The organism is Arthrobacter sp. TJ-178, from assembly GCF_058269275.1.
In genome coordinates, this window is record NZ_JBZCNK010000002.1 from 439,928 (window position 1) to 462,248 (window position 22,321).

Annotated in this window: 21 protein-coding genes and 1 riboswitch; of the genes, 9 read left to right on the top strand and 12 right to left on the bottom strand. The window is 63.9% G+C overall.

The window, feature by feature from the left end; all coding sequences use genetic code 11:
- The first annotated feature begins 151 nt into the window (after nucleotides 1-151).
- Nucleotides 152-733, top strand: coding sequence for an O-acetyl-ADP-ribose deacetylase (locus AC4D2Q_RS08270; protein ID WP_490945995.1), 582 nt, complete (start codon nucleotides 152-154; stop codon nucleotides 731-733).
- Here AC4D2Q_RS08270 and AC4D2Q_RS08275 read toward each other — a convergent pair.
- From AC4D2Q_RS08275 to glyA, 5 genes are all read right to left on the bottom strand, one after another.
- A complete protein-coding gene (locus tag AC4D2Q_RS08275) occupies nucleotides 699-1,532 on the bottom strand; it encodes an ABC transporter permease (protein ID WP_490945996.1) in 834 nt (277 codons plus the stop codon). The two genes, AC4D2Q_RS08270 and AC4D2Q_RS08275, sit on opposite strands and share 35 nt — an antisense overlap.
- The gene (locus tag AC4D2Q_RS08280; protein WP_490945997.1) at nucleotides 1,529-2,434 is read right to left on the bottom strand and encodes an ABC transporter permease; all 906 of its coding nucleotides are present in this window, start codon (nucleotides 2,432-2,434) and stop codon (nucleotides 1,529-1,531) included. Before AC4D2Q_RS08280 ends, AC4D2Q_RS08275 begins: the two co-directional genes overlap by 4 nt.
- Nucleotides 2,427-3,392: an ABC transporter ATP-binding protein gene (locus AC4D2Q_RS08285; RefSeq protein WP_490945998.1), complete on the bottom strand. Its 966-nt coding sequence runs from the start codon at nucleotides 3,390-3,392 to the stop codon at nucleotides 2,427-2,429. The genes AC4D2Q_RS08280 and AC4D2Q_RS08285 overlap by 8 nt, the downstream gene beginning before the upstream one ends.
- 100 nt (nucleotides 3,393-3,492) lie before the next feature.
- The gene (locus tag AC4D2Q_RS08290) at nucleotides 3,493-4,386 is read right to left on the bottom strand and encodes a bifunctional methylenetetrahydrofolate dehydrogenase/methenyltetrahydrofolate cyclohydrolase (RefSeq protein WP_490946219.1); all 894 of its coding nucleotides are present in this window, start codon (nucleotides 4,384-4,386) and stop codon (nucleotides 3,493-3,495) included.
- 110 nt (nucleotides 4,387-4,496) lie between these two features.
- Nucleotides 4,497-5,780, bottom strand: coding sequence for a serine hydroxymethyltransferase (glyA, locus tag AC4D2Q_RS08295; RefSeq protein WP_490945999.1), 1,284 nt, complete (start codon nucleotides 5,778-5,780; stop codon nucleotides 4,497-4,499).
- Nucleotides 5,781-5,828: 48 nt separating this feature from the next.
- Nucleotides 5,829-5,916, bottom strand: a riboswitch (ZMP/ZTP riboswitch).
- Between the two features lie 133 nt (nucleotides 5,917-6,049).
- On the opposite strand from glyA, the gene AC4D2Q_RS08300 reads away from it, so the two are divergent.
- On the top strand, nucleotides 6,050-7,171 hold the full coding sequence (locus tag AC4D2Q_RS08300) for an NAD(P)-binding domain-containing protein (protein ID WP_490946000.1): 1,122 nt from the start codon (nucleotides 6,050-6,052) through the stop codon (nucleotides 7,169-7,171).
- Here AC4D2Q_RS08300 and AC4D2Q_RS08305 read toward each other — a convergent pair.
- Nucleotides 7,096-7,638 carry a GNAT family N-acetyltransferase gene (locus AC4D2Q_RS08305; RefSeq protein WP_490927043.1) on the bottom strand — a complete coding sequence of 181 codons (543 nt, stop codon included), beginning with the start codon at nucleotides 7,636-7,638 and terminating at the stop codon, nucleotides 7,096-7,098. The two genes, AC4D2Q_RS08300 and AC4D2Q_RS08305, sit on opposite strands and share 76 nt — an antisense overlap.
- Nucleotides 7,639-7,684: 46 nt before the next feature.
- Between AC4D2Q_RS08305 and purU the strand changes: the two genes are divergently transcribed.
- From purU to AC4D2Q_RS08320, 3 genes are all read left to right on the top strand, one after another.
- The gene (gene purU / locus AC4D2Q_RS08310; protein ID WP_490946001.1) at nucleotides 7,685-8,545 is read left to right on the top strand and encodes a formyltetrahydrofolate deformylase; all 861 of its coding nucleotides are present in this window, start codon (nucleotides 7,685-7,687) and stop codon (nucleotides 8,543-8,545) included.
- A gap of 44 nt (nucleotides 8,546-8,589) precedes the next feature.
- Nucleotides 8,590-9,114 (top strand): gamma carbonic anhydrase family protein, encoded by a 525-nt coding sequence (locus AC4D2Q_RS08315; RefSeq protein WP_490946002.1) that lies wholly within the window; start codon nucleotides 8,590-8,592, stop codon nucleotides 9,112-9,114.
- A 266-nt stretch (nucleotides 9,115-9,380) separates the two neighbouring features.
- On the top strand, nucleotides 9,381-10,409 hold the full coding sequence (locus tag AC4D2Q_RS08320) for a Gfo/Idh/MocA family protein (protein WP_490946003.1): 1,029 nt from the start codon (nucleotides 9,381-9,383) through the stop codon (nucleotides 10,407-10,409).
- Between the two features lie 64 nt (nucleotides 10,410-10,473).
- Here the strand turns inward: AC4D2Q_RS08320 and AC4D2Q_RS08325 are convergent, their stop codons facing one another.
- The 3 genes from AC4D2Q_RS08325 to AC4D2Q_RS08335 are packed head-to-tail and all read right to left on the bottom strand — an operon-like array spanning nucleotide 10,474 to nucleotide 12,304.
- Nucleotides 10,474-11,082 carry a DUF3618 domain-containing protein gene (locus AC4D2Q_RS08325; protein WP_490927039.1) on the bottom strand — a complete coding sequence of 203 codons (609 nt, stop codon included), beginning with the start codon at nucleotides 11,080-11,082 and terminating at the stop codon, nucleotides 10,474-10,476.
- Nucleotides 11,079-11,498, bottom strand: a complete 420-nt coding sequence (locus AC4D2Q_RS08330) for a phage holin family protein (protein ID WP_490927038.1) — start codon at nucleotides 11,496-11,498, stop codon at nucleotides 11,079-11,081. Before AC4D2Q_RS08330 ends, AC4D2Q_RS08325 begins: the two co-directional genes overlap by 4 nt.
- Nucleotides 11,498-12,304: a hypothetical protein gene (locus AC4D2Q_RS08335; protein WP_490946004.1), complete on the bottom strand. Its 807-nt coding sequence runs from the start codon at nucleotides 12,302-12,304 to the stop codon at nucleotides 11,498-11,500. The genes AC4D2Q_RS08330 and AC4D2Q_RS08335 overlap by 1 nt, the downstream gene beginning before the upstream one ends.
- Before the next feature lie 262 nt (nucleotides 12,305-12,566).
- Here AC4D2Q_RS08335 and AC4D2Q_RS08340 point away from each other — a divergent pair, with 262 nt between their 5' ends.
- The 3 genes from AC4D2Q_RS08340 to AC4D2Q_RS08350 all read left to right on the top strand — a co-directional run bounded on the left by AC4D2Q_RS08340 (nucleotide 12,567) and on the right by AC4D2Q_RS08350 (nucleotide 15,427).
- On the top strand, nucleotides 12,567-13,106 hold the full coding sequence (locus tag AC4D2Q_RS08340) for a hypothetical protein (RefSeq protein WP_490927036.1): 540 nt from the start codon (nucleotides 12,567-12,569) through the stop codon (nucleotides 13,104-13,106).
- 94 nt (nucleotides 13,107-13,200) lie between these two features.
- Nucleotides 13,201-14,670, top strand: coding sequence for a glutamate-cysteine ligase family protein (locus tag AC4D2Q_RS08345; RefSeq protein ID WP_490946005.1), 1,470 nt, complete (start codon nucleotides 13,201-13,203; stop codon nucleotides 14,668-14,670).
- Nucleotides 14,671-14,860: 190 nt separating this feature from the next.
- Nucleotides 14,861-15,427, top strand: a complete 567-nt coding sequence (locus tag AC4D2Q_RS08350) for an Hsp20/alpha crystallin family protein (protein ID WP_490927034.1) — start codon at nucleotides 14,861-14,863, stop codon at nucleotides 15,425-15,427.
- An 83-nt stretch (nucleotides 15,428-15,510) separates the two neighbouring features.
- Here AC4D2Q_RS08350 and AC4D2Q_RS08355 read toward each other — a convergent pair whose 3' ends face one another.
- From AC4D2Q_RS08355 to AC4D2Q_RS08365, 3 genes are all read right to left on the bottom strand, one after another.
- Nucleotides 15,511-16,770, bottom strand: a complete 1,260-nt coding sequence (locus tag AC4D2Q_RS08355; RefSeq protein WP_490946006.1) for an NADP-dependent isocitrate dehydrogenase — start codon at nucleotides 16,768-16,770, stop codon at nucleotides 15,511-15,513.
- 155 nt (nucleotides 16,771-16,925) lie between these two features.
- Entirely contained in the window at nucleotides 16,926-18,539 is a 1,614-nt protein-coding gene (gene purH, locus AC4D2Q_RS08360; RefSeq protein ID WP_490946007.1) for a bifunctional phosphoribosylaminoimidazolecarboxamide formyltransferase/IMP cyclohydrolase, read from the bottom strand.
- A 307-nt stretch (nucleotides 18,540-18,846) separates the two neighbouring features.
- Complete coding sequence (locus AC4D2Q_RS08365) at nucleotides 18,847-20,646, bottom strand: HNH endonuclease (protein WP_490946008.1); 1,800 nt, start codon at nucleotides 20,644-20,646, stop codon at nucleotides 18,847-18,849.
- A gap of 303 nt (nucleotides 20,647-20,949) precedes the next feature.
- On the opposite strand from AC4D2Q_RS08365, the gene AC4D2Q_RS08370 reads away from it, so the two are divergent.
- Nucleotides 20,950-22,302 (top strand): MFS transporter, encoded by a 1,353-nt coding sequence (locus AC4D2Q_RS08370; protein WP_490946009.1) that lies wholly within the window; start codon nucleotides 20,950-20,952, stop codon nucleotides 22,300-22,302.
- The last annotated feature ends 19 nt before the right edge of the window (nucleotides 22,303-22,321 follow it).

Genomic DNA, 22,321 nt, shown 5'->3' on the forward strand with positions numbered 1-22,321 from the left:
TCCCGAGGGGTACCGGCCCGGCCTGTCCCCCTCCATGGTCCCGTCCTGCCTGCGGATGCGGAAGACACCAAACGGGGTACGGGGCGGGTGCCGCCTAACTGATGGTGGGGAAACTGGCGGGCAGGGAACTTCGAGTGCCACACTGGGCCGCATGCAGATCCTGATTTCCACCGGAGACATCACCACCAACACTGCGGACGCCATCGTGAATGCCGCGAACTCTTCCCTGCTGGGCGGCGGCGGAGTGGACGGCGCAATTCACCGCGCCGCCGGTCCGGGACTTCTGGCTGCCTGCCGGGAGCTGCGGGCCGGAGCCTACGCGCAGGGGCTTCCCACCGGCGACGCCGTGGCCACCCCCGGTTTCGATCTGCCCGCCGGCTGGGTCATCCACACGGTAGGGCCCAATGCCCGTGCGGGCGAAACCGATCCCGCACTGCTGGCCTCGTGTTTCCGCCGCGCCCTGGATATCGCCGAAGAACTCGGCGTGCAGTCAGTGGCCTTTCCTGCCGTCAGTGCAGGGATCTACGGGTGGGACCCTGCTGTGGTGGCGGACATCGGTCTGCGAACAGTGCGGGATTATCCGGCGCGGTCGGTGCGCCGGGTGGAGTTTGTGCTCTTCAACAGCGGCACCGAGCAGATCTTCCGGTCCGCCTGGCAGGAGCTGCAAGCTGCGTCCGAAGAAACGAACGCCGCAACACCTACTTCAGGAACAGGGACCGAAGACGCCGGGTAGTCACCACCAGCCCCAGCGCGATCATCACCACGAAATACAGCAGGTGACCGGCGGTTCCCCAGCTCAGCATCCCCACGCTGATCTGCCGCATCATCTCCACGCCGTGCCACAGCGGAAGCGCCTGAATTACCCATTGGAGGCCCTGCGGGTACACGCTCAGCGGATAGAACGTTGCGGAGAACAGGAACATGGGCAGCATGACAAAGTTCACCCATTCCAGCTGCTGGAAGGTCTTCATGCAGCTGGTGATCGCCATGCCGAAGGAAGCAAAGCCGAAGGCCACCACCACGGCGGCGGGAATCATGAGCAGCGCCCAGGGAGACGTCACCAGCCCCATGGCCGCCATGACAGCAGTGAAGCCCGTGGCATACATGGCACCGCGGAGCAGGGCCAGCAGGATTTCCCCGAGCGCGACGTCGAGCGGCCCCAGTGACGTGGCAAGCATGCCTTCATAAAGCTTGGCGTAGTTCAGCTTCCAGAACACATTCATCGTGGAGTCGTATACCGCTCCATTCATGGCTGAAACGGCCAGCAGTGCGGGGGCAATGTAGTTGGCGTACCCGATCTGTTCGCCTCCCGGGCCGGCGACGGTGCCAATCAGGGAACCCAGTCCAATACCCATGGCTATCAGGTACAGCACCGGTTCCACGAACCCGCTGACCAAGACAGCCCAGTTGCTGCCCCACGTGGCCTTCAGCCCGCGGGCGAACACTGAACGGATGTTGCGGGCATAAAGCGAGCCCAGGAAACGGTCGGACGGCTCCAGGCTAGTGGGAGCCAAACGGTCCTGCGTACTCATTTTGCGAGCCTCCGGGTGAAGTTCCGGCGTGCCAGGACCCAGCCGACAAAGCCGAGAAGCAGCAGATACGCCACATGGACCACGGTCAGTGCCGGGGGCTCGGCGTAGCCGTAGCTGAGGATCCGACCGAGCTCGGTGGAGTGCCACAACGGAGAAATCCAGCCGATCCAGCGGATGGCTCCGGGCAGGGACTCCAGGGGAAAGAAGGTGCCGGAGAACAGGAAGAGCGGCATCACGATGAAGCGCTGCACCATGGCGAACTGCCCCTTGTCTTCCTCCAGCGACGCACTGTAGGCCATCAGCGGCATGCCGAACGCCGCGCCGCCAAGAATCGCGGTGAAAATCATCAGCCAGGCCGTGCCCTGCTGCTCCACTGCGCCGAAGAGCAGCAGGAAGACATAGTACGGGGCGGTGGTGATCAGCATCCGGACCGAAAATCCGATCAGGTGCCCGTCCACCAGCTGACTACTGGAAAGCGGCGACGCGTTGGGACCGTAGTAGGTGCGGTGCCATTTGAATCCACCCATCACCATGTAGGTATTTTCTTCGGCTGCCACCATGATGGCTGCGGTGGCCAGCAGAGCCGGAGCCACGAAGACGAGGTAGGAGACCGTGGTGCCGTTCCCGGCGTCGAAGGACGCATCGCCGGTGTCCACCAGCGATGCCAGCCCTACGCCCATACCGAAGAGATACACCAGAGGAGTGCCCACCGCAGTCATGAGCACGGTCCACCCGTAGCCGCGCATGCGCCGGATCCAGTGCTCGGCATAGTAGACAGCGCCGAAGCGCCGTGCCCGGGATGCGGTCTGCTCCGGTGTCAGCGGAGAACGCAGCCCCAGCACAGCGTGCTGGGTTCCTCCCGCTTTCCCCACCGGTGCGCCTGATAGCTGCTGATCAGTCAATGAGGCTCCTGCCGGTAAGCCGGAGGAAAACATCTTCCAGCGAAGAACGACGCACCAGCGAAGTGATGGGATTCAGCCCGCGGGAGCTGACCGCTTCCAGAGCGGCCTCACCGTCGTCGGCATAAATAAGGACGCGGTCCGGGAGGGTTTCGATCCGGCTGCCGATTCCCAGCAGTTCGCCTGCCACCGTGGTGTTGCGTTCGGAACCAAAGCGCAGCTCCAGCACTTCCCTTGTGGAGTATTCACGGATCAGGGCAGCGGGAGATCCTTCCGCCATGATTTTGCCCTTGTCCACCACCACCAGGCGGTCGCAGAGCTGTTCCGCTTCATCCATGTAGTGAGTGGTCAGGATCAGCGTGACCCCGGCTTCCTTGAGCCGGAACAGCCGGTCCCAGAGGATATGGCGCGCCTGCGGGTCCAGTCCCGTGGTGGGTTCATCCAGCAGCAGGATCTTGGGGTCGTTGATGAGGGACCGGGCGATGGTCAGCCGCCGCTTCATTCCACCGGACAGGGACTCCACCCGGCCCTTGGCCTTGTCCGTCAGCTGGGCGAATTCCAGCAGCTCGTCCGCCTTGGGTCCCAGGTAACTCTTGGGCAGGCCAAAGTAACGGCCGTAGGCCAGGAGGTTTTCACGCACGCGCAGGTCTTCATCGAGGTTGTCCTGCTGCGGCACCACTCCCAGATGGGCGCGCACCTCGGGCCCGTACCGGTCCGGGTCCAGCCCCATGACGGTGAGGTCCCCGGAGGTGCGTGACGAGACGCCGCCGATCATTTTCATGGTGGTCGACTTACCGGCGCCGTTGGGGCCGAGAAGCCCAAAGGACTCCCCCGCGGGGACGTCGAAGCTGATCCCGTCCACGGCATGAAAATCGCCGTAGGTCTTGCGTAGGTTTCGGGCCGAAATGACGGTGGAAGAGGCGGTCTTGGGGACAGTCGGGGAGGGTGTGATCTGCGGCACTCGAACAGCCTAGTGCACTGCCGGGCTGTTGGGGAACGTTTTGCGGCCGGGCGGCGGGATGCTGCTCCCGCTGCCCGGCCGCCGTCGTGCTGGTAACTACCTAGGCGAGAATGCCTGCCGTGCGCTCCGCAGCTTCCACCACGTTGGACAGGAGCATGGCCCGGGTCATGGGACCCACTCCCCCGGGGTTCGGGGAAATCCAGCCGGCCACATCTGCGGCTGCCTTTTCCACGTCTCCGGTGAGGGTGGTCTTGCCGGTGTCGGGGTCGGTGACCCGGGTGACTCCCACATCCAGGACAATGGCTCCGGGTTTGAGGTCCTCGGCCTTGATCATTTCCGGGAACCCGGCAGCGGCCACCACCACGTCGGCCTCGCGCAGGTGCTCAAACAGGTCCACGGTGCCGGTGTGGGCAAGGGTCACGGTGGCGTTGATCGGACGGCGGGTCAGCAGCAGCCCCAGCGGACGGCCCACGGTGACGCCGCGGCCCACGACGAGCACCTTCTTGCCGGTCAGAGCGATCCCGTTGCGCACCAGCAGCTGCACAATCCCGTGCGGGGTGCAGGGCAGCGGCGACGTCATCGGTTCGCTCACGTTCAGGACCAGCCGGCCCAGGTTCACCGGATGCAGTCCGTCAGCGTCCTTTTCCGGGGCGATCCGCTCCAGGATGACGTTGGTGTCCAGATGCGCGGGCAGCGGCAGCTGCACAATGTATCCGGTGGTAGCCGGGTCCGCGTTCAGCTCATCGATGACCTTTTCCAGGTCCGCCTGGCTGATCTCCGCCGGCAGGTCCCGGCGGATGGAATTAATCCCCACCTGCGCGCAGTCCTTATGCTTGCCGCCCACATAGGAATGGCTGGCCGGGTCATCTCCCACCAGCACGGTCCCCAGTCCCGGGGTGATGCCGTGCTCGTCTTTCAGCACGCGCACCCGCTCGGTCAGTTCATCCTTGATCTCGCGGGCAGCTTTGCGCCCGTCGAGGATCCGGGCGGCCACCGGCGTTCCGAAGGGAGTTTTCTCTTTCTTCTCCCAGCCGAGGTTAACGCTGTCATTTTCGGGGGTTTCCGTGACGGAACCTTCCATGTTGTTTCCCTTCTCCATACTCGTTACCACTCTTCCTGTCCGGGATACAGCGGAAAATCTTCTGCCAGCGCGCTGACCCGTGCGCGCAGCGCGTCGATGTCGGGGGACGGCTTCAGCGCGGCGGCAATAATTTCGCCCACCTCAGTGAACTCTGCAGCCCCGAAGCCGCGGGTGGCCAGTGCCGGTGTGCCGATCCGCAGGCCCGACGTAACCATAGGCGGACGGGGATCAAACGGTACGGAATTGCGGTTTACCGTGATTCCCACGGAGTGCAGCAGGTCTTCGGCCTGTTTGCCGTCCAGAGCCGAATGCCGCAGGTCCACCAGGATCAGGTGGACGTCGGTGCCGCCGGTGAGCACCGAGACGCCGTGGCCGGCGACGTCGGGCGCGCTGAGGCGCTCCGCAATAATCCGGGCGCCTTCCAGCACCCGTTCCTGCCGCTTCCGGAATTCTTCCGTGCCGGCGATCCGGAACGCCACCGCCTTGGCGGCAATGACGTGCATCAGCGGACCGCCCTGCTGGCCCGGGAAAACTGCGGAGTTCAGCTTCTTCGCGTATTCCTGCTTGGCCAAAACCATTCCTGAGCGCGGACCGGCCAGCGTCTTGTGCACCGTGGAGGTGACGACGTCGGACGCGGGCACCGGGGTGGGGTGCAGGCCGGCGGCCACGAGGCCGGCGAAGTGCGCCATGTCCGTCCACAGATAGGCGCCGACTTCATCGGCAATGGAACGGAACGCGTCAAAATCCAACTGGCGGGGATAGGCGCTCCAACCGGCGATGAGGACCTGCGGGCGCTCGGCTTTGGCCTGCTCCCGGACTTTGTCCATGTCCACCCGGCAGGTTTCCTCGTCCACCCCGTAGGCGGCCACTTCATAGAGCTTGCCGGAGAAGTTCAGCTTCATGCCGTGGGTCAGGTGCCCGCCGTGGGCCAGGTTCAGTCCCATCAGCTTGTCCCCGGGCTTGATGAGTGCTGCGAGTGCCGCGGCGTTGGCCTGTGCCCCGGAATGCGGCTGCACGTTGGCGAACTCTGCGCCGAACAGGGCCTTGGCCCGCTCGATGGCCAGGTTCTCCGCCACATCCACATGCTCGCAGCCGCCGTAGTACCGGCGTCCGGGGTATCCCTCGGCATATTTGTTGGTCAGGACCGAGCCCTGCGCTTCGAGGACGGACCGCGGGGCGAAGTTCTCCGAAGCGATCATTTCCAAGGTGCTGCGCTGGCGGGCCAGTTCATCGTTCAGGACGGCGGCGATTTCCGGGTCGACGTCGGATAACTTCGCGTCCGTGACGGGCTGGGTGGATAGTCTCACAAAGATCTCCTGGGGACGGCGTTTTATGGGTCAGGCGACTAAGGCTTGACCTTCGGCCCAGGCGTGCGATCCGTGGTCTGTGCTGCTTGGCCGCTCCCTGGTGGTGACCCACCTAACGCCAGTTGCGACGTAATCATCCTATCGGACGGCGGTCTGCGGCTGCCGAATATGACTTGGCGCGGGCGGGTGGAATAGGTGTCCGGGCGAACCGGTTGATACACAAATGCATGGATGTTGCCTCGTCGAGGCAGCCAGCGGGCGGAGGACAGGTGACCGTGGAGGACCGGGACGTTGAGGTAGCGGTGATCGGTGCCGGCCAGGCCGGCCTGAGCGCTGCCTTTTATCTCCAGCACCGCGGGTTGGCTGCAGGGCCCGGTTTTGTGGTGCTGGACGCCAATGCCGGCCCCGGCGGAGCCTGGCGCCACCGCTGGGATTCGCTCACCCTCGGATCTGCCCACGGCATCCACGACCTGCCGCGCTTTCCGCTGGGTACGCCGGATCCCCGTGAACCGGCGTCTTCCGTGGTCACCCGGTATTACGGAGCCTATGAGGCGGAATTCGGGTTGGAGGTGCAGCGGCCCGTCCGCGTGCTGGCGGTCACCCGTGCGGCTGATGACCGGCTGCACATCAGCACCGACCGCGGAGTGTGGCGTGCACGGCAGGTCATCAACGCCACCGGAACCTGGGACAAGCCCTATTGGCCAAGCTATCCGGGCCAGCGGGAGTTCCGCGGGAAACAGCTGCATACCCGGGATTTCCGCAGGGCCGGCGATTTTGCCGGCCGCAGGGTCCTGGTGGTGGGCGGCGGAACCTCCGCGGTGCAGTTCCTGCTCCAGCTGCACGACGCCGGCGCCCGCACCGTGTGGTCCACGCGGCGGCCTCCGGAGTTCACCAGCCGCCCCTTCGACGCCGAATGGGGCCGCGGCGTTGAACGCGCCGTCCGCGAGCGCACCCGTGCCGGGCTTCCTCCCGTCAGCGTGGTTTCCACCACCAAGATTCTTCTGACCCCTCAATATCAAAAGGGCATTGACGACGGCGTCCTGATGTCGCGCGGTCCGCTTGCCCGGCTGACTCCGGACGGGGCGGTGTTCGCGGACGGCAGCTCCGCCGCTGCCGACGCGGTGCTCTGGGCCACCGGCTTCCGGGCCTCCCTGGACCATCTGGCTCCCCTGCATCTGCGCGAACCCGGCGGGGGCATCCGCATGGACGGGCCAAGGGTTGTGAAGCTTCCGCAGCTGTTCCTGGTGGGCTACGGGGAATCCGCCTCGACCCTTGGCGCCACCCGTGCCGGACGGGCCGCAGCTCTGGCCGCACTTCAGGGCAGGTCCACGTCCTCCCGGGAGAACTCGGTCACGGTTCCCAGCTCCCAGTCGCGGCGCAGCACGGCGTAGGTGACTGAGGCAATCCACCGCCCGTCATCCAGCGGCCAGTCGTCCCGGTAGTGGGCCTCCTTCAGAAACCCCGACCGCAAAAAGGTCTTGCGCATGGCAATGTTGTCTTCCCGGGTCCGCCCGGCAAACCGGTGCGCCCTGGGCGCCTCATTGAAGACGAGCGAAGTCAGGGCCTGCAGCACGGGAACACCGCTGCCCTGACCCCGGGCCTCTTCCACCAGCCGGAGGTCAAAGACGGGACAGTGGCTCTCAAGCCGCTCCAGGATCGCCAGCCCAAGCCGCTGGTTGTCCCCGAACACCCAGTAGGTGCGGACGCCGTCGGCATCAAAACGGCCGTCAACAATCAGCTGCCGGACCAGCTCCTCGGACGGAGCCGTAATCCGGTGGAAGGGAAAACTGTTGGTGGTCAGGAATTTGACCAGCTCTTCGACGTCCTTATCGGAAAGGGGCATGAAGGTTACGTCCATTTCCCTAGCCTAAGCGAGCGCTTCCCGGGCGGGTAACCTAGAAACCGTGACTGATTTCTCCGCCGCCTCCGCGTTCACCCTGACCCTGTCCTGCCCGGACCAGCCGGGCATCGTCCATGCCGTGTCCGGAGGCCTGGCCGCCGCCCGGGGCAACATCACCGAATCCCAGCAGTACGGCAGCCCGGAAACGGGCACGTTCTTCATGCGGGTGGACTTCACCGCCCCAGGCACCCACGCAGACGTGCAGGCCGCCCTGGCACCGGTGGCAGCGGACTTCGGCATGGAGTGGCAGCTGCATGAGGCCGGGAGCCCGGTGCGTACCCTGATCATGGTCTCCAAATCCGGACACTGCCTCAATGACCTCCTGTTCCGGCAGCGGTCCGGCACCCTGCCCATCGAGATTCCCGCCATCGTGTCCAACCACCGGGACCTGGCCGAACTGGCCGCCTTCTACGGCATACCCTTCCACCACATCCCCGTCACGCCGGACACCAAGGACAGCGCCGAGGACCAGCTGCGTGCCTTGATGCAGGACCTGGACATCGACCTGGTGGTGCTGGCCCGCTACATGCAGATCCTCAGCAACGACCTGTGCCGCGACCTCGCCGGCCGGGCCATCAACATCCACCACTCTTTCCTGCCCTCCTTCAAGGGCGCACGGCCGTATCACCAGGCCCATGCCCGCGGCGTGAAGCTGATCGGCGCCACCGCCCACTACGTCACCTCGGACCTGGATGAAGGCCCCATCATCGAGCAGGAAGTGATCCGCGTGGACCACTCCCGGTCCGCCGCGCAGCTGGCGGCCCTGGGCAGCGACGTCGAGGGCCGCACCCTGTCCAAGGCCGTGCAGTGGCACGCCGAGCACCGGGTCCTGCTGGACGGCAAGCGGACCATCGTCTTCAACTGAGGTTCGGTGACGCATCCTGCCCGGCGCGCCGCTAGGCTGGCGGGATGGCATACCTCATCCCGCTCCGGGGCGAGACTCCGCAGGCAGATCCGTCCGTTTTCCTCGCCCCCACCGCCTCGCTGATAGGCGACGTGGTCATGGCTGAGGATTCCAGCGCCTTTTACGGCGTCTGTGTCCGGGGAGATTCCAACTCCATCCGGGTGGGCGCCGGCAGCAACCTGCAGGACAACGTGGTGCTGCACGCAGACCCCGGTTTCCCCACCACGGTGGGCCAGCGGGTCAGCATTGGTCACAGCGCTGTTGTCCACGGCTGCACCATTGAGGACGACTGCCTCATCGGCATGAGCGCTACTGTCATGAACGGCGCCGTGGTAGGTGCCGGCTCACTGGTGGCGGCCGGAGCGGTGGTGCTGGAGGGAACCGTCATTCCGCCGCGTTCCCTGGTGGCAGGCGTACCGGCCAAGGTTCGGCGTGAACTCACCGAGGAGGAGTTCGACGGCGTGCGGCAGAACGCCGTCAGGTACCTGGCCACAGCCGCCGCTCACCGCGAAGCGGTCCGAACCGCCTGAGCACGGGTGGCAATAGAAACCCCCGGGACCGGGGAACCGGTTCCCGTCTTGACCGAACGTTCCCCGGGCGTTGTACTGACGTAGCACGCCTCTGCGATTCATCGTTGGTTCTCACGGGCTGCAGAAATGACAACGGCGTCTTTCCGGGAGGGCTGGGTATCACCATGCGAGCGCGAGCATCAGTGCCACAACCCGGCGAGGACAGCACCCCCGGGAGCCGGCACATCCCCGCACCGCCGTGCGTGTACACAGGGGCGCCCAGTCCGGTGCAAAAAACCGGCCGGACCCTGCGGTGGGGTGTCGTTGCCACGGGCAATGTGGCAACGAAGGTCACCGAGGATATTGCCCGGCTCGAAGACGCGGTCCTGCATGCGGTCAGCTCCTGCACCGAGGAGGCAGCAGCGCAGTTCGCAGAACACTTCGGATTCACCCGAACCTATTTCGACGAGGCAGGGGTGAAGGGCTACCGCCTCCTGATTGATGATCCCGAGGTGGACGTTGTCTACATTGCTGCCCCGCACGCACAGCACTACGACATTGCCCGGGATGCCCTGCTTGGAGGAAAGCACGTCCTCTGTGAAAAACCCCTGACGGTCAACGCCCGGGAATCCGAAGACCTGATCGCGCTGGCCTCCTCCAGCGGACTGTTCTTGATGGAGGCGGTCTGGACCCGGTTCCTGCCCTGCATCAACCGCATCTGGGACATCCTGAGCCAGGGCGAACTGGGCGAGGTGCGCTGGGTCCAGGCTGATCTGGGATTCCGGGCTCCGCCTGATCCCGCCAGCCGTCTCTGGGATGCGGCAGACGGCGGCGGAGCTTTGCTGGACCTGACCATTTATCCCCTGACGCTGGCACTGGGCGCGCTGGGGTTCCCCCTGCACATATCCGCCGTCGGCACCTTGGACGACGACGGCGTGGACACCCAGAATGCTCTCCTGCTCACCTACGCGTCGGGGGCCTCGGCGCAGCTGGCCTCTTCGCTGGTTTCGGAATGCACGCGCACGGCCACGATCTCCGGGACCGAGGGGTGGCTTCGCACCGGAACTCCCCTGCACAACCCGGTGGAACTCACCGTGCAGCCGCGCGGCGGAGAGCAGCGGGTAGAACGCTTCCCCCAGATAGGCAACGGATACACCTATGAGCTGCGCGAAGCGACCCGGTGCATCCAGTCCGGGCTGGCCGAATCACCGACCATGAGCTGGGAACACTCGCTGGCAAGCATGCGTCTGTTTGATGAAGCCCGGCGCCAGATGGGCCTGAAATACGTCAGTGATACCCCGGCCCGCTCCGGCTAACGGAAATACGGAACGCAAAAGCGGTCCCGCAAAGTGCAGGACCGCTCTTGATGTGTAAGGCTACTCAGGCGTTGCGGACGTTGTCCTTGGCCTCTGTTGCGCTCCCCTTGACGTCTTCAGCAGCGGACTGGCCTTCCTGCTTGACGTTCTGGGCGGCGTCAGTTGCTGTTGCCTTGACGTTCTCCATGGCTTCCTGCGCGGGCTCCTTGAGCCCCTGCGCCATTTCCTTGGCTGCGTCGGTGACCTGGTTCGTGAGGGGCTCGGCAGCGGTCTTGAGGTTGTCCGCTGCGACGCGTTCCTTGTCTGTGGCCGGGATCAGCGAAGCCGCCAGCAGCCCGGCACCGAAAGCAATCAGGCCTGCGGCGATCGGGTTGCCCTGGGCCTTATTGGCAAGGTTCTGCGGCGCATCGCCCACCGCGGAGCCGGCACGGGACATGCCGCTGGCGGCCGAATCGGTGCCGGAGTGCATTTTGTCTGTCATCTGATCTGCTGCTCCCATCACTTTGTCCTTGACACTGTCCTTGACGCCGAAAACGGCGTCCTTAACCTTGTCCGTCTGTCGCTGGACAATGTGGGAAGGCGTCACCTTGTCAGCCACGGCGTCCACGTTGGTTCCGAGGCGGCGGCGGGTCTCTTCAATGTCTGCGCGTATTGCGTCCGGGTTATCGCTCATCGTGCGTCCTCATTCGGTTTCAGGGTTCCGGGTATTTCCTGCAGCGTTTCGGAGGTCTGCGGCATGCCCTTGATCTTTCGCATCTCCTTGCGTCCGCGCATAGCGAGGATCGCGGCAACGATGCCCCAGATCACGGCGACAATCAGCCCCGACCAGCCAAGGCCGATCAGGTCACCGAGTGCCTGCCAGAGCGCGATGGACAGGAACAGGAGCACAAAGTAACCGGCCAGTGCAGCACCGGCAAACATGCCCGCTCCCTTGCCGGCCCGGGTGGCTGACTGCTTCAGCTCAACCTTGGCCAGCTCCACCTCTTGGCGCATGAGGGTGGACATATCCGCCGTCACCTGGCCAAGGAGATCGCCCAGTGACGTGCTTTCAGCTGCTGTGGGCGGCGGTTCAGGGATTTCGGTACTCATTAGTGCCGACCACCGTTAAAGGGATCAGCCGCGCGGGTGCCCGATCCGGGAAGCTGATCATCGGATACCGGAGGACGGCCAGTCGGGACAGTGGGCTCTGTGCCGAACGGATCCTGGGAGACTCCCCCGGGGTTCACTGTCCCTGTACCGGCTGCGTAGGTGGGCTGTACGGCGGGTTCCGGAGGGTAGATCGTTTCCGGAATGGTGGTGGTGCCCGTGGCGGCACCGGTACCGGTAGCCGTCGGCGCGCCGGTTCCTGCAGTCTGGCTGGGAACTCCTGCGCTAAGACCCTTGTTCATGCGGCCAGCCAGGAAACCTGCTCCTGCAGCCATGGCCAGGAAGGCGACGGGGCGACGACGGGCGAAGCCCTTGACTTCCTCCACCAGCGAACCCGGGTTGCGGTTATCCAACCACGAGGCCACAGATGAGGAACGCTCTGCGGCCTGGCGCACCAGATCGGTGGCAACACCGGACTGTTCGGAATTCTCCGCCATGGAGTGCAGCTCGCCGGCCACCGAGCGGAGTCCTTCAGCAACCTTCTGCTGCTGCGCTCCTGCCTGCTCCGTCAGGTCGCTCCGCGCCTGGTCAAATAGGTCGCGGGCATTTGCTGCGGCTTCGGAGGCAACGCCGGCCGCTTCCGTCTTAGCTGTTTCGGCAACGTGAGCAGCGCTTCCGGCTGCATCCCGGGCCACACCTGATGCCTCGTCCTTGGCAGCTCCGGCCTTTACTGCCTTGGGATCCGCTGAACTGCCCTGGGTGGGGGTAGCAGCATGGCTTCCGTCTCTGGGCCACTCGTTCTCTGTCATCGTCACTCTCTCTCCTAAATCGTTGCGGATGAAGAATCAGAATCCTGCCGATGAGGATTACCGTTACTGATGACATGATCATAAGCACACTTAGTATGGATTCGTAAAGTTGAAGCTAAGCAGACTTAGCTTCATTCTGCCGGGGAACAGCTGCACTCTTGTGGACGGTGGCCAGGGCGTGGTTGGGTGGCATTCACGGCGGGCACCGATTCTGCGGACAGCGGTGCCGCCCCATGTGTCCGCAGTTACAAGGGAGATTCCAGTGGCAGGAAATTTGTTCGCTCGATCTGTTCACGACCTCACCGCGGCAGCCTGGTTCGGCGGCTCATTGATGGGTGCGGTAGGCCTCAACGGGGCTGCCGCCGAGGCGAAGGACCCGACGGAACGGGCCAGGCTCTCCAGCTTGGGCTGGAAGAAATGGGCACCGCTTCAGGCGGCCGCCATCATCGGCCACTTTGTGGCAGGCCTGGCCATTGTCGGGGAAAACAAGGGCCGCGTGGCCAAGCAGGACGGCGTTGGATCCCTGACCGTTTACAAGACCGGCGTCACCGTGATCGGCGCCCTGGTGACGTTCTACGCAGGGATGGTGGGACGGAAGGTTGAAAAGTATTCGGAGGAGGGTGCGGTTGGTGCAACCGAGCCGAATCCCACGGCGTCCAAGGAGCTGCAGTCGGCCCAGCGGCAGTTGAAGCTGCTGCAGTGGTGCATCCCCGTTTTCTCCGGAGCAGTGATCGTCATGGGAGCCCAGCACGGTGAGATGCAGCGCGCTTCCAACGTTCTCAAGGGCCTGATGAAATCCTAGGTTCTCCGTCGCGGAGGCGGAGCCGGACACACGTTCTGTCTCACCCCCCGAAACACGCTATACATCCTTCGGCGCCCATGGTTATCTTCAGACGATGGGCGCCGAAGTTAACAGCAAGACATACAGCCGGGAGCAGCGGACACGGTACCGCCAGCGACTCCTTGAAAACCTTGACCGGTTTGCCGGTTACCTTTCAACGGCGCAGTTCGCAGACACTGCCAGTATTGGCTTGGAACTGGAACTGAACCTGACAAACACGGACTTCACCCCCGCGCTGCGCAATGCCGCCGTTCTGGAGCAGATCGCCGATCCTGCGTTCCAAACCGAAATCGGCGCTTTCAACATCGAAATGAACCACCCCGCACTGTCTATCGGCGGCTCAGGCCTGCGGGATCTCGAGGACAGCCTCCGCTTCCAGCTGAACCGGGCAGACTCCCGTGCGGCCGAGGTGAATACGGATATTCTCATGGCGGGAATCCTGCCCACCCTCCGGCCAAACCTTTTGGAAGACAAGGAATGGCTCAGCGCCGGCAAACGCTATGCCGCGCTGAACACCTCGGTGCTCCAGGCACGCGGTGAAGACGTGCACGTGGACCTGCGTGGTATTGAGTCGCTGTCCTTCTACGCCAAAAATATTTCCCCCGAAGCCGCCTGCACGTCAGTGCAGTTGCACCTGGAGGTGAGCCCGGAGGACTTTGCACCAGCCTGGAACGCCGCCCAGATGATCGCCGCTCCCCAGGTGGCGCTTGCTGCAAATTCGCCCGTCTTCATGGAACGAATTCTGTGGCATGAAACCCGGGTTGAGCTTTTCAAGCAAGCCATCGACACCAGGCCTCCCGAAATGCGCAACCAGGGAGTGCGGCCCCGCGTGTGGTTCGGAGAACGCTGGATAACCTCAATCTTCGACCTCTTCGAGGAGAATGTCCGGTACTTTCCCGCGCTGCTCCCTGAACTCTCCCGCAGCAGCGGCGGGTCCACGGCCGCCGGAGCCCCTCTGCTCCCGGAGCTCCGCCTTCACAACGGCACCGTCTACCGCTGGAACCGGCCCATTTATGATCCCGGCGAGCACACACCCAACCTGCGGCTGGAGAATCGGGTTCTCCCGGCCGGCCCCACAGTGCTGGACGTCGTGGCCAACGCAGCGTTCTTCTACGGCCTGGTCCAGCATCTGCGCACCTCCGAGCGCCCGCTCTGGACCCGGCTGGCCTTCAAGAGCGCCGCAGACAACTTCCTGGCCTGCGCACGGAACGGTCTGGAAGCCACGGTGTACTGGCCCGGCATCGGGGAGACGCCGGTGGCCGAGCTGATTCTCCGCCACCTGATCCCCCAGGCAGCAACGGGACTGGAGGAACTGGGCGTGGACCAGGAATTAATCGGCCGCTATCTGGACGTCATCCGGGAGCGTGCCCGCACCGAGCAGAACGGCGCCTCCTGGCAGATCGCGTATCTGCGCCGCTTGGAGAGTCAGGGCATGGAACGCAGGCCTGCACTTGTAGAACTCACCCGCAGATACTGGGAAAACATGCACACGAATGCCCCCGTCCACGAGTGGCCGGTGGACTGAGGCCCTCTGCCGCGGATTTTTGGTTCTGCACTTTTTGGCATCAATTTCGGCCTCGGTTCTGGCAGTCAGATTGTGTGACTGCTAACCTAATTTCATAACTTGAGTCGAGCTGACTCAAGTTACCGACCTTCTGAAGTTCCGATTAATGATTCGCCTGCCTGGCAGGTGGGCGTCAAAGGAGTTGATGATAATGGCGATGAAGTTCGATCCATTCCGCGAGCTCGACCGGATGGCAGGAGCCCTTCTCGATCCCCGGCAGCGGCTGCGGCTGATGCCCATAGATCTTTACCGCGAGGGCGACCACTACATTCTGAATGCCGATCTGCCGGGCATCGATCCGGGTTCGGTGGACGTGGATGTGGACGGCCAGCTGCTCACCATCCGGGCCGAGCGAACCATCCAGGCTTCCGACGGCGTCACATGGCTGACCCGGGAGCGCGAATCAGGCACCTTCCTCCGCCAGCTCAACCTGGGCCAGGGAATCGACATTGAGGGAATTTCCGCCACCTATGAAAACGGTGTCCTCAGTGTCCTGATCCCGGTCAGCGAACGGTCCAAGCCTCGCAAGATTGAGGTGTCCTCCTCCTACAAGGATTCGAACACCATCAGCGGCCAGTCCAGTTCTGAATCGGTGACCTCGTCAACCTCGAGCAGCTCCGGCTCCGATTCAGGCTCCTCGGGTTCCGGCTCCATGGGATCGGGTTCATCCGGATCCGGCTCGATGGGCTCCGGCGGAGACCAGGGCTCCGGCATCTAGCGGGTCTTCAGCGCATAACGACGGCGGCGCCCCACCCGTGAAGGTGGGGCGCCGCCGTCGTTATGCGCTGAAGCAGCTGGGAATTAGCCCAGGCGGGTCTTCAGGTTGGCATCGAGCTCAGCGAGGAATTCCTCGGTGGTCAGGTATGCCTGGTCCGGGCCGACCAGGGCAGCCAGGTCCTTGGTCATCTTGCCGGACTCGACCGTCTTGATGACAACGTCTTCAAGGGTCTCGGCGAAGCGAATGACCTCGGGGGTGTTGTCCAGCTTGCCGCGGTGCATCAGGCCACGGGTCCACGCGAAGATCGAGGCGATCGGGTTCGTGGAGGTGGGCTTGCCCTGCTGGTGCTGGCGGTAGTGGCGGGTGACCGTACCGTGTGCAGCTTCGGCCTCAACGGTCTTGCCGTCCGGGGTCATCAGCACGGAGGTCATCAGGCCCAGCGAGCCGAAGCCCTGTGCCACCGTGTCGGACTGGACGTCGCCGTCGTAGTTCTTGCAGGCCCAGACGTAGCCGCCTTCCCACTTCATCGCGGAGGCAACCATGTCATCGATCAGACGGTGCTCGTAGGTGAGGCCGGCTGCTTCGAACTGGTCCTTGAACTCGGCGTCGAAGACTTCCTGGAACAGGTCCTTGAACTGGCCGTCGTAGGCCTTCAGGATCGTGTTCTTGGTGGAGAGGTACACCGGGTAGTTGCGCTGCAGGCCGTAGGCGAAGGAAGCGCGGGCGAAATCCTTGATGGAATCGTTGAAGTTGTACATACCCATGGCGACGCCGCCGTCATCACCGTAGGTGACAACCTCGGTCTTGATTTCCTCGCCGCCGTCTTTGGGCGTGTAGGTCAGCGTCAGGGTACCGGCACCGGGAACCTTGAAGTTCGTTGCCTTGTACTGGTCACCGTGGGCATGGCGGCCAATGATGATCGGCTTGTTCCAACCCGGCACCAGGCGCGGGATGTTGGAGATGATGATCGGCTCGCGGAACACCACGCCGCCGAGGATGTTGCGGATGGTCCCGTTCGGGGAAACCCACATCTTCTTCAGGCCGAATTCTTCAACACGGGCCTCATCCGGGGTGATGGTGGCGCACTTGACGCCCACACCGTGTTCCTTGATGGCGTTGGCAGCGTCAACAGTGACCTGGTCATCGGTGGCATCGCGGTTCTGGATGGAGAGGTCGTAGTACTTCAGGTCTACGTCCAGGTACGGATTGATCAGGCGGTCCTTGATGAACTGCCAGATGATGCGGGTCATTTCGTCGCCGTCGAGTTCTACGACAGAACCCACAACCTTGATTTTCTCAGCCACACGATCTCCTTGTGTGTTGGTGGGCACCGAACATGTCATGCGGCATGACGGAACCCGTCTTTTTGGCTTGTATTTGAGTCCAACTATGCCACAGCCCACTCGAGGCTCCCTAAACTCCGGGACGGCTGCTTAAGCCCGCCGCCCCGGAGGTTGGGTCGTGCCGGAAGAGCATCCCGGCACGCCCTGCGAGGCGCTTAGTGGAAGAAGTGGCGTGCGCCGGTGAAGTACATCGTGACTCCGGCAGCGTTGGCTGCTTCGATAACTTCGTTGTCACGGATGGACCCGCCGGGCTGGACCACGGCGCGGACTCCGGCATCGAGCAGAATCTGCAGGCCGTCGGCAAACGGGAAGAACGCATCCGAGGCCGCCACGGCGCCGCGGGCACGTTCTTCTTCCGGCCCGCCGAGGGTATTGGCCCGTTCCACGGCAAGCCGGCACGAATCAACCCGGTTTACCTGACCCATGCCAACGCCCACTGACGCACCGTTGTTGGCCAGCAGGATGGCGTTGGATTTCGCCGCCCGCACAGCTGTCCAGGCGAAGGCAAGGTCGGCCAGCGTTGAATCGTCGGCGGCGGGACCGGACACCAGGGTCCAGTTCTCCGGCTGGTCGCCGTCGGCCTGCATCTTGTCCGATTTCTGGACCAGCATGCCGCCCGAGACCTGGCGGAACTCGGCCGCGCTGCGTCCGTACCCGTCGGGCAGGGTCAGCAGGCGGATGTTCTTCTTTGCGGAGAGGATCTCCACTGCTGCGGGCTCGAAGTCCGGGGCGATCACCACCTCGGTAAAGATGTCCTTGACCGTCTCGGCCATGCCGGCAGTGACTGTCCGGTTGGCCGCAATCACTCCGCCGAAGGCCGATACGGGGTCGCAGGCGTGTGCCTTGGCATGCGCATCGGCGATGGGATCGGCAGCATCCGGGGAGGCGACCGCAACCCCGCACGGGTTGGCATGCTTCACGACGGCCACGGCCGGTTCGCTGAAATCGAAGGCTGCGCGAAGGGCGGCGTCGGCGTCTACATAGTTGTTGTAGGACATCGCCTTACCGTGCAGCTGGTCTGCCTGCGCCACCCCGGGCTGCGCACTCTTGTCTGCATAGAGGGCCGCTTCCTGATGCGGATTCTCGCCGTAACGCAAAACCTCGGACCGCTCCAGCGCGAGCCCGGTGTAAGCCGGCCAAGTGGTGCCTTCCTCGGTTCCGTCGCCGAACTGCTCTGCCGTCCAGGCCGCCACAGCCGTGTCATAGGCGGCAGTGGAGGCGAAGGCCTCAGCAGCAAGACGGCGTCGCTGCTCCAGGTCAAACCCGCCTTCAGCGGCTGCGGTGACAACCTCGGCATACTTGGCCGGGTTCACGATCACGGCCACAGAGGGGTGATTCTTTGCAGCGGCACGGACCATTGAGGGACCGCCGATATCGATCTGCTCCACCACCTCATCCTGGCTGGCGCCTGACTTTACGGTTTCCACGAACGGGTAAAGGTTCACCACCACGAGGTCGAAGGGTTCAATCTCCATTTCCTCAAGCTGGGCCACATGATCCGCACGTCGCCGGTCCGCGAGAATGCCGGCATGGACACGCGGGTGCAGCGTCTTGACCCGTCCGTCCAGGCATTCAGCGAAGCCCGTTACTTCGGAAACTTCCGTGACGGCTACACCTGCAGCGGCAATCTGCTTGGCTGTGGAACCGGTGGAGACAATGCTGACACCGGCTGCGGAGAGGCCCTGAGCCAGTTCCGTCAAACCGGTCTTGTCATAGACCGAAATCAAGGCCCGGCGGATGGGTACACGGTTCAGCGGCTGAGAGCTCACGCAATATCTCCAAAGTAAGAGGGTGTCGGTGGCTACAGTTTAGGTCACACGGCTCTTGCGGACAGAGTGTGAAGCTGAGGCGGGCGATCCCCGGTTGACCCTGCTGTCTCTTGCCCTGTCTCTTGTCCTGTCCCTGCTCCCGCCAGCCGCTCCATCCCTCCCGCTGGCCTGCCTCATATCCACTGCTGGCCTGCCAATATTCGCCGCCGGACTGCCCACATCCACAACGGGACTGTCCCGCATCCACCGCAGGATTGCCCATATTCACCTCTGGCCTGCCAATATCCGCCGCTGCTCCGCAAGCGATCTAGCGCTGGCCTGGAAGCGGCGGCGCGATTGAGCGGTAGCTGTGGCCTGTTGGCGTAGTCGTTACTACCGTGTGCCGGCCCGTCCGGTCCATACTCCTTTTATCCACGTCTGCCCGATCCCTTCCGCTACAGGGCGCCGACGTTCCTTCACACCGGGCCGACCACCCGGGTGCTTCTTTGGCTTGGTTGCAGGCCTCGCACAGCCCCTGGATATTCTCGATGCTCGTGGGGCCTCCGTCGCGGAAGGGTTTTACGTGGTCATAATGCCGAATCGGCGCACCGCACCACGGTGTCCGGCAGATCTGGTCGCGGGCCGCTATCAGCCGGGCCAATCCTTCCGGAACCAGCCTGGCCCGGGAGTCCATGGCAGTGAGCCTGCCGCTGCCCGGTGCTGTGTAAAGCCGGCGAAGCCATACTTCCGTGCGGGGCTTTCTTCGGACTCCCCGAGGCTCTCCTCGATCCGTTCCTCGGGTTTTGCCACTGTCCACGCCCTGGATTCCGTCCCAACCCACGCCCTGGATTCTGTCCCAACCCACCGCTTTGGTTTTGTCACTATCCCTGCCCGTGGTCTCGTCACTGCTGCGCAACAGGTCCCGTGCCCACTGCGCCGGAACCACTCCATATCCGGCCAGCAGGGCCGGTTCGGCGCCGTCGGGAATGTGCACACCAGCGGACTCACCAGCGGACTCATCCGGATCGCCGGAAACTGTCCTGACCGCGCCTCCGCCCTTTCCGGTGCTGTAGCTCCCGACCCCACAGTTTCCGCTGCTGCAGTTTCCGGCACCTCCGCTCCCGGCTCCGCTGTTGCCAGCCACGCAGTTTCCCGCTTCACCCTTTGGCAGAATGCCGTGCAGCAGCGTCCTGTCCGTCATGATCAGCTGCACCTCCACCCGCAGGTCCTCCGCTCGGGCCTGACCAGTCAGCAGCTCAACAAAGGTGTCGGCCATGACTTGCCCCTTAGAGCGGGGATCGCCCGAGGCACGCGCCTGATCCGCCTTCCGCGTCAACGCAGCCATCACTCCCACGCCCTGAGCCACCGGCAGCAGTGCACTCACGTACGCCATGGTGTCCGGTGCCGGGCGGCAGGAAACGAAACGATCCGAGGCTGCCTTCGCCGCTCGGTTCACCACGCTGAGCGGATCCAGTCCGTAGGCCAGGGTCTTGATGGCGGCAATGAGTTTCCGGTCCCCCAGCTGTCCCAGCGCCGCTTGGTCCCCCGCTATCAGTTCATCGACCTTCTGCCGGTGGGACAGCGTCAAACACGCCGTCTCCCGCACTAAAATTGTGGCGCGCCATTCACTGATGACTCCTAGGCTCAGCGCCCGCAGGGTATGCGGCATCTCAGTGCTCAGGATTCTCGCCAGCCCCAGCAACCGGGTACCTGTGTGCGGTGATTCGCGCCGGGCTAACCCAATTTGAGCTGCCACGCCCCGGCCGAGCTGGTCTGCTTTCATTCCTGCACGAGCCTGGCTGCGACGGGAGGACTCGTCAAAAACCGCGGCTGCCCGGGCCTGCGCAGCACAAATGGAGCCCTTGAGTTCCTCCAACATGCGAATGTGATCGATCAGCTGCAGCCGTACCGCTGCTTCGGCAACTTCCAAGCCAGCGGCATCCAACACCGGACCATCCACGACCACGTCGCCCAAGACAGCACGGCCCACGACCACGTCGTCCGGTACCGGACCGCCCACGACCTCGGCGTCCGACACAGCACCGTCCAAGGCCTCGCCACCCGACACTGCTCGCCGGTCCGAACTCGCATCCATGCTGTGCCGATCCTCGGCTGGTGGATAGTACATACCTTCTATTTTAGTGATCGGGAGCACATAATGAGCGGAATCGCGATACGGGAAAGATACTCTAATGCGCTCCACTCGCCACCATCCCGCGCCCGAACCGGGAGCCACGCAAACCGGAACGCCGTCACCTCCGTTCGCCAGGACTGCCCTATATGGAAACACGGCCCGGGTCCGGTCTCCCGCTTCTAAGTTTTCCCGTCGTCAGGGGTTCCCCCATAGTCCGGCCCGCGGGGTACAGTTTCTTCGGACCGCCGCTCAGCCTGTCCAACCCACGATATTCCGCCCCTTCGAAAGCGCGCGCCCATGACAACGACAAGCACCCTGCCCACGGGCGACGAGGTAGTCCAGAACCTGCCCTGGAAGTGGAAGGTTCAAGGCCGGATCTTTATTATCGGCGGCCTCGGTTTCATGTTCGATGCCTGGGATGTGACCCTGAACGGGGTCCTGATTCCCCTGCTCTCCAAACACTGGGATCTGGCGCTGGGCCAGGCAGCCTGGATTGGCACGGCAAACCTGCTGGGCATGGCCATCGGGGCGTTTGTGTGGGGGTCCATTGCCGACTCCATCGGACGCAGGAAAGCCTTCACAGCAACCCTGCTGGTCTTTTCACTCTTCACGGTGCTGGGCGCGTTTTCCCCGGACATCATCTGGTTCTGCATCTTCAGGTTCATGGCAGGCTTTGGGCTGGGCGGCTGCGTCCCGGTGGACTACGCACTGGTGGGTGAGTTCACGCCGCGGAAGCAGCGCGGCCGGGTACTGACGGCAATGGACGGCTGGTGGCCGGTGGGGGCAGCCCTGTGCGGCGCCACCTCTGCCCTGATCATGGCAACGCTCGCTGACTGGCGTTTCACCATGCTGGTCATGGTGCTGCCCGCACTGCTGGTTTTCTGGGTCCGGCGCTCCGTTCCGGAATCTCCCCTGTTCCTGGTCCGCAAGGGCCGCACCGCTGAAGCCGAAACAGTCATAAACGGGCTCATCAGGAGCACCGGTTCCACGGTGACCAACTGGCGGCTGCCCGAACCCGAAGAGCCTGCAGCCCTGTCAATGCGCGCTGTGGGAACCCAGTTGCGCGACCTCTGGCGGTACAGCTGGAAAATCACTGTGGCCTCCTGGTCCCTCTTCTTCACCATCCTGCTGGTCTACTATCTGGCGCTGACCTGGATGCCGAAAATTCTCGTGGACTCCGGCTTCAAGGAATACGCAGCATTCCTGACCACGTCGGGGATGGCCGCCGTCGGGCTCCTGGGAGTAATCGCTGCCGCCCTGCTGGTGGAACGCGTGGGACGCAAATGGATCCTGGCCGTCACCGGTCCGCTGTCCGCGCTGATCCTGGTGGTTGTGGCACTGGTCCTGGACGTTCCCGCCGCAGCTACGGGGTGGTTGCTGGCCTACGGATTTGTGGTGCAGGTGGCCATCCCGGTGCTGTACGCCTACGTGTCGGAGCTGTATCCCACTGAGCTGCGGGGCAGCGGGTTTGGCTGGGCCTCCACGGTGAGCCGCATCGGTGCCGGATTCGGGCCGCTGATTTTCGTCTCCATTGCATGGCCGTATTTGGGCCTGCCGCTGTCCTTCGGGCTGGCCGGAGTGCTCGTGGTACTGGCCGTGCTGTGGATGATGCGCTTTGCACCGGAGACCAAGGGCGCCGCATTGGACTAGTCCGGCGTGTGCCGGGCTG

Coding starts and splice junctions, on each gene's coding strand:
- AC4D2Q_RS08270 (WP_490945995.1), top strand. CDS start 152: ATGCAGATCCTGATTTCCACCGGAGACATCACCACCAACACTGCGGAC.
- AC4D2Q_RS08275 (WP_490945996.1), bottom strand. CDS start 1,532: ATGAGTACGCAGGACCGTTTGGCTCCCACTAGCCTGGAGCCGTCCGAC.
- AC4D2Q_RS08305 (WP_490927043.1), bottom strand. CDS start 7,638: ATGGACGTAACCTTCATGCCCCTTTCCGATAAGGACGTCGAAGAGCTG.
- AC4D2Q_RS08315 (WP_490946002.1), top strand. CDS start 8,590: ATGGCATACCTCATCCCGCTCCGGGGCGAGACTCCGCAGGCAGATCCG.
- AC4D2Q_RS08325 (WP_490927039.1), bottom strand. CDS start 11,082: ATGAGCGATAACCCGGACGCAATACGCGCAGACATTGAAGAGACCCGC.
- AC4D2Q_RS08330 (WP_490927038.1), bottom strand. CDS start 11,498: ATGAGTACCGAAATCCCTGAACCGCCGCCCACAGCAGCTGAAAGCACG.
- AC4D2Q_RS08335 (WP_490946004.1), bottom strand. CDS start 12,304: ATGACAGAGAACGAGTGGCCCAGAGACGGAAGCCATGCTGCTACCCCC.
- AC4D2Q_RS08345 (WP_490946005.1), top strand. CDS start 13,201: ATGGGCGCCGAAGTTAACAGCAAGACATACAGCCGGGAGCAGCGGACA.
- AC4D2Q_RS08350 (WP_490927034.1), top strand. CDS start 14,861: ATGGCGATGAAGTTCGATCCATTCCGCGAGCTCGACCGGATGGCAGGA.
- AC4D2Q_RS08355 (WP_490946006.1), bottom strand. CDS start 16,770: ATGACATGTTCGGTGCCCACCAACACACAAGGAGATCGTGTGGCTGAG.
- AC4D2Q_RS08365 (WP_490946008.1), bottom strand. CDS start 20,646: ATGTACTATCCACCAGCCGAGGATCGGCACAGCATGGATGCGAGTTCG.
- AC4D2Q_RS08370 (WP_490946009.1), top strand. CDS start 20,950: ATGACAACGACAAGCACCCTGCCCACGGGCGACGAGGTAGTCCAGAAC.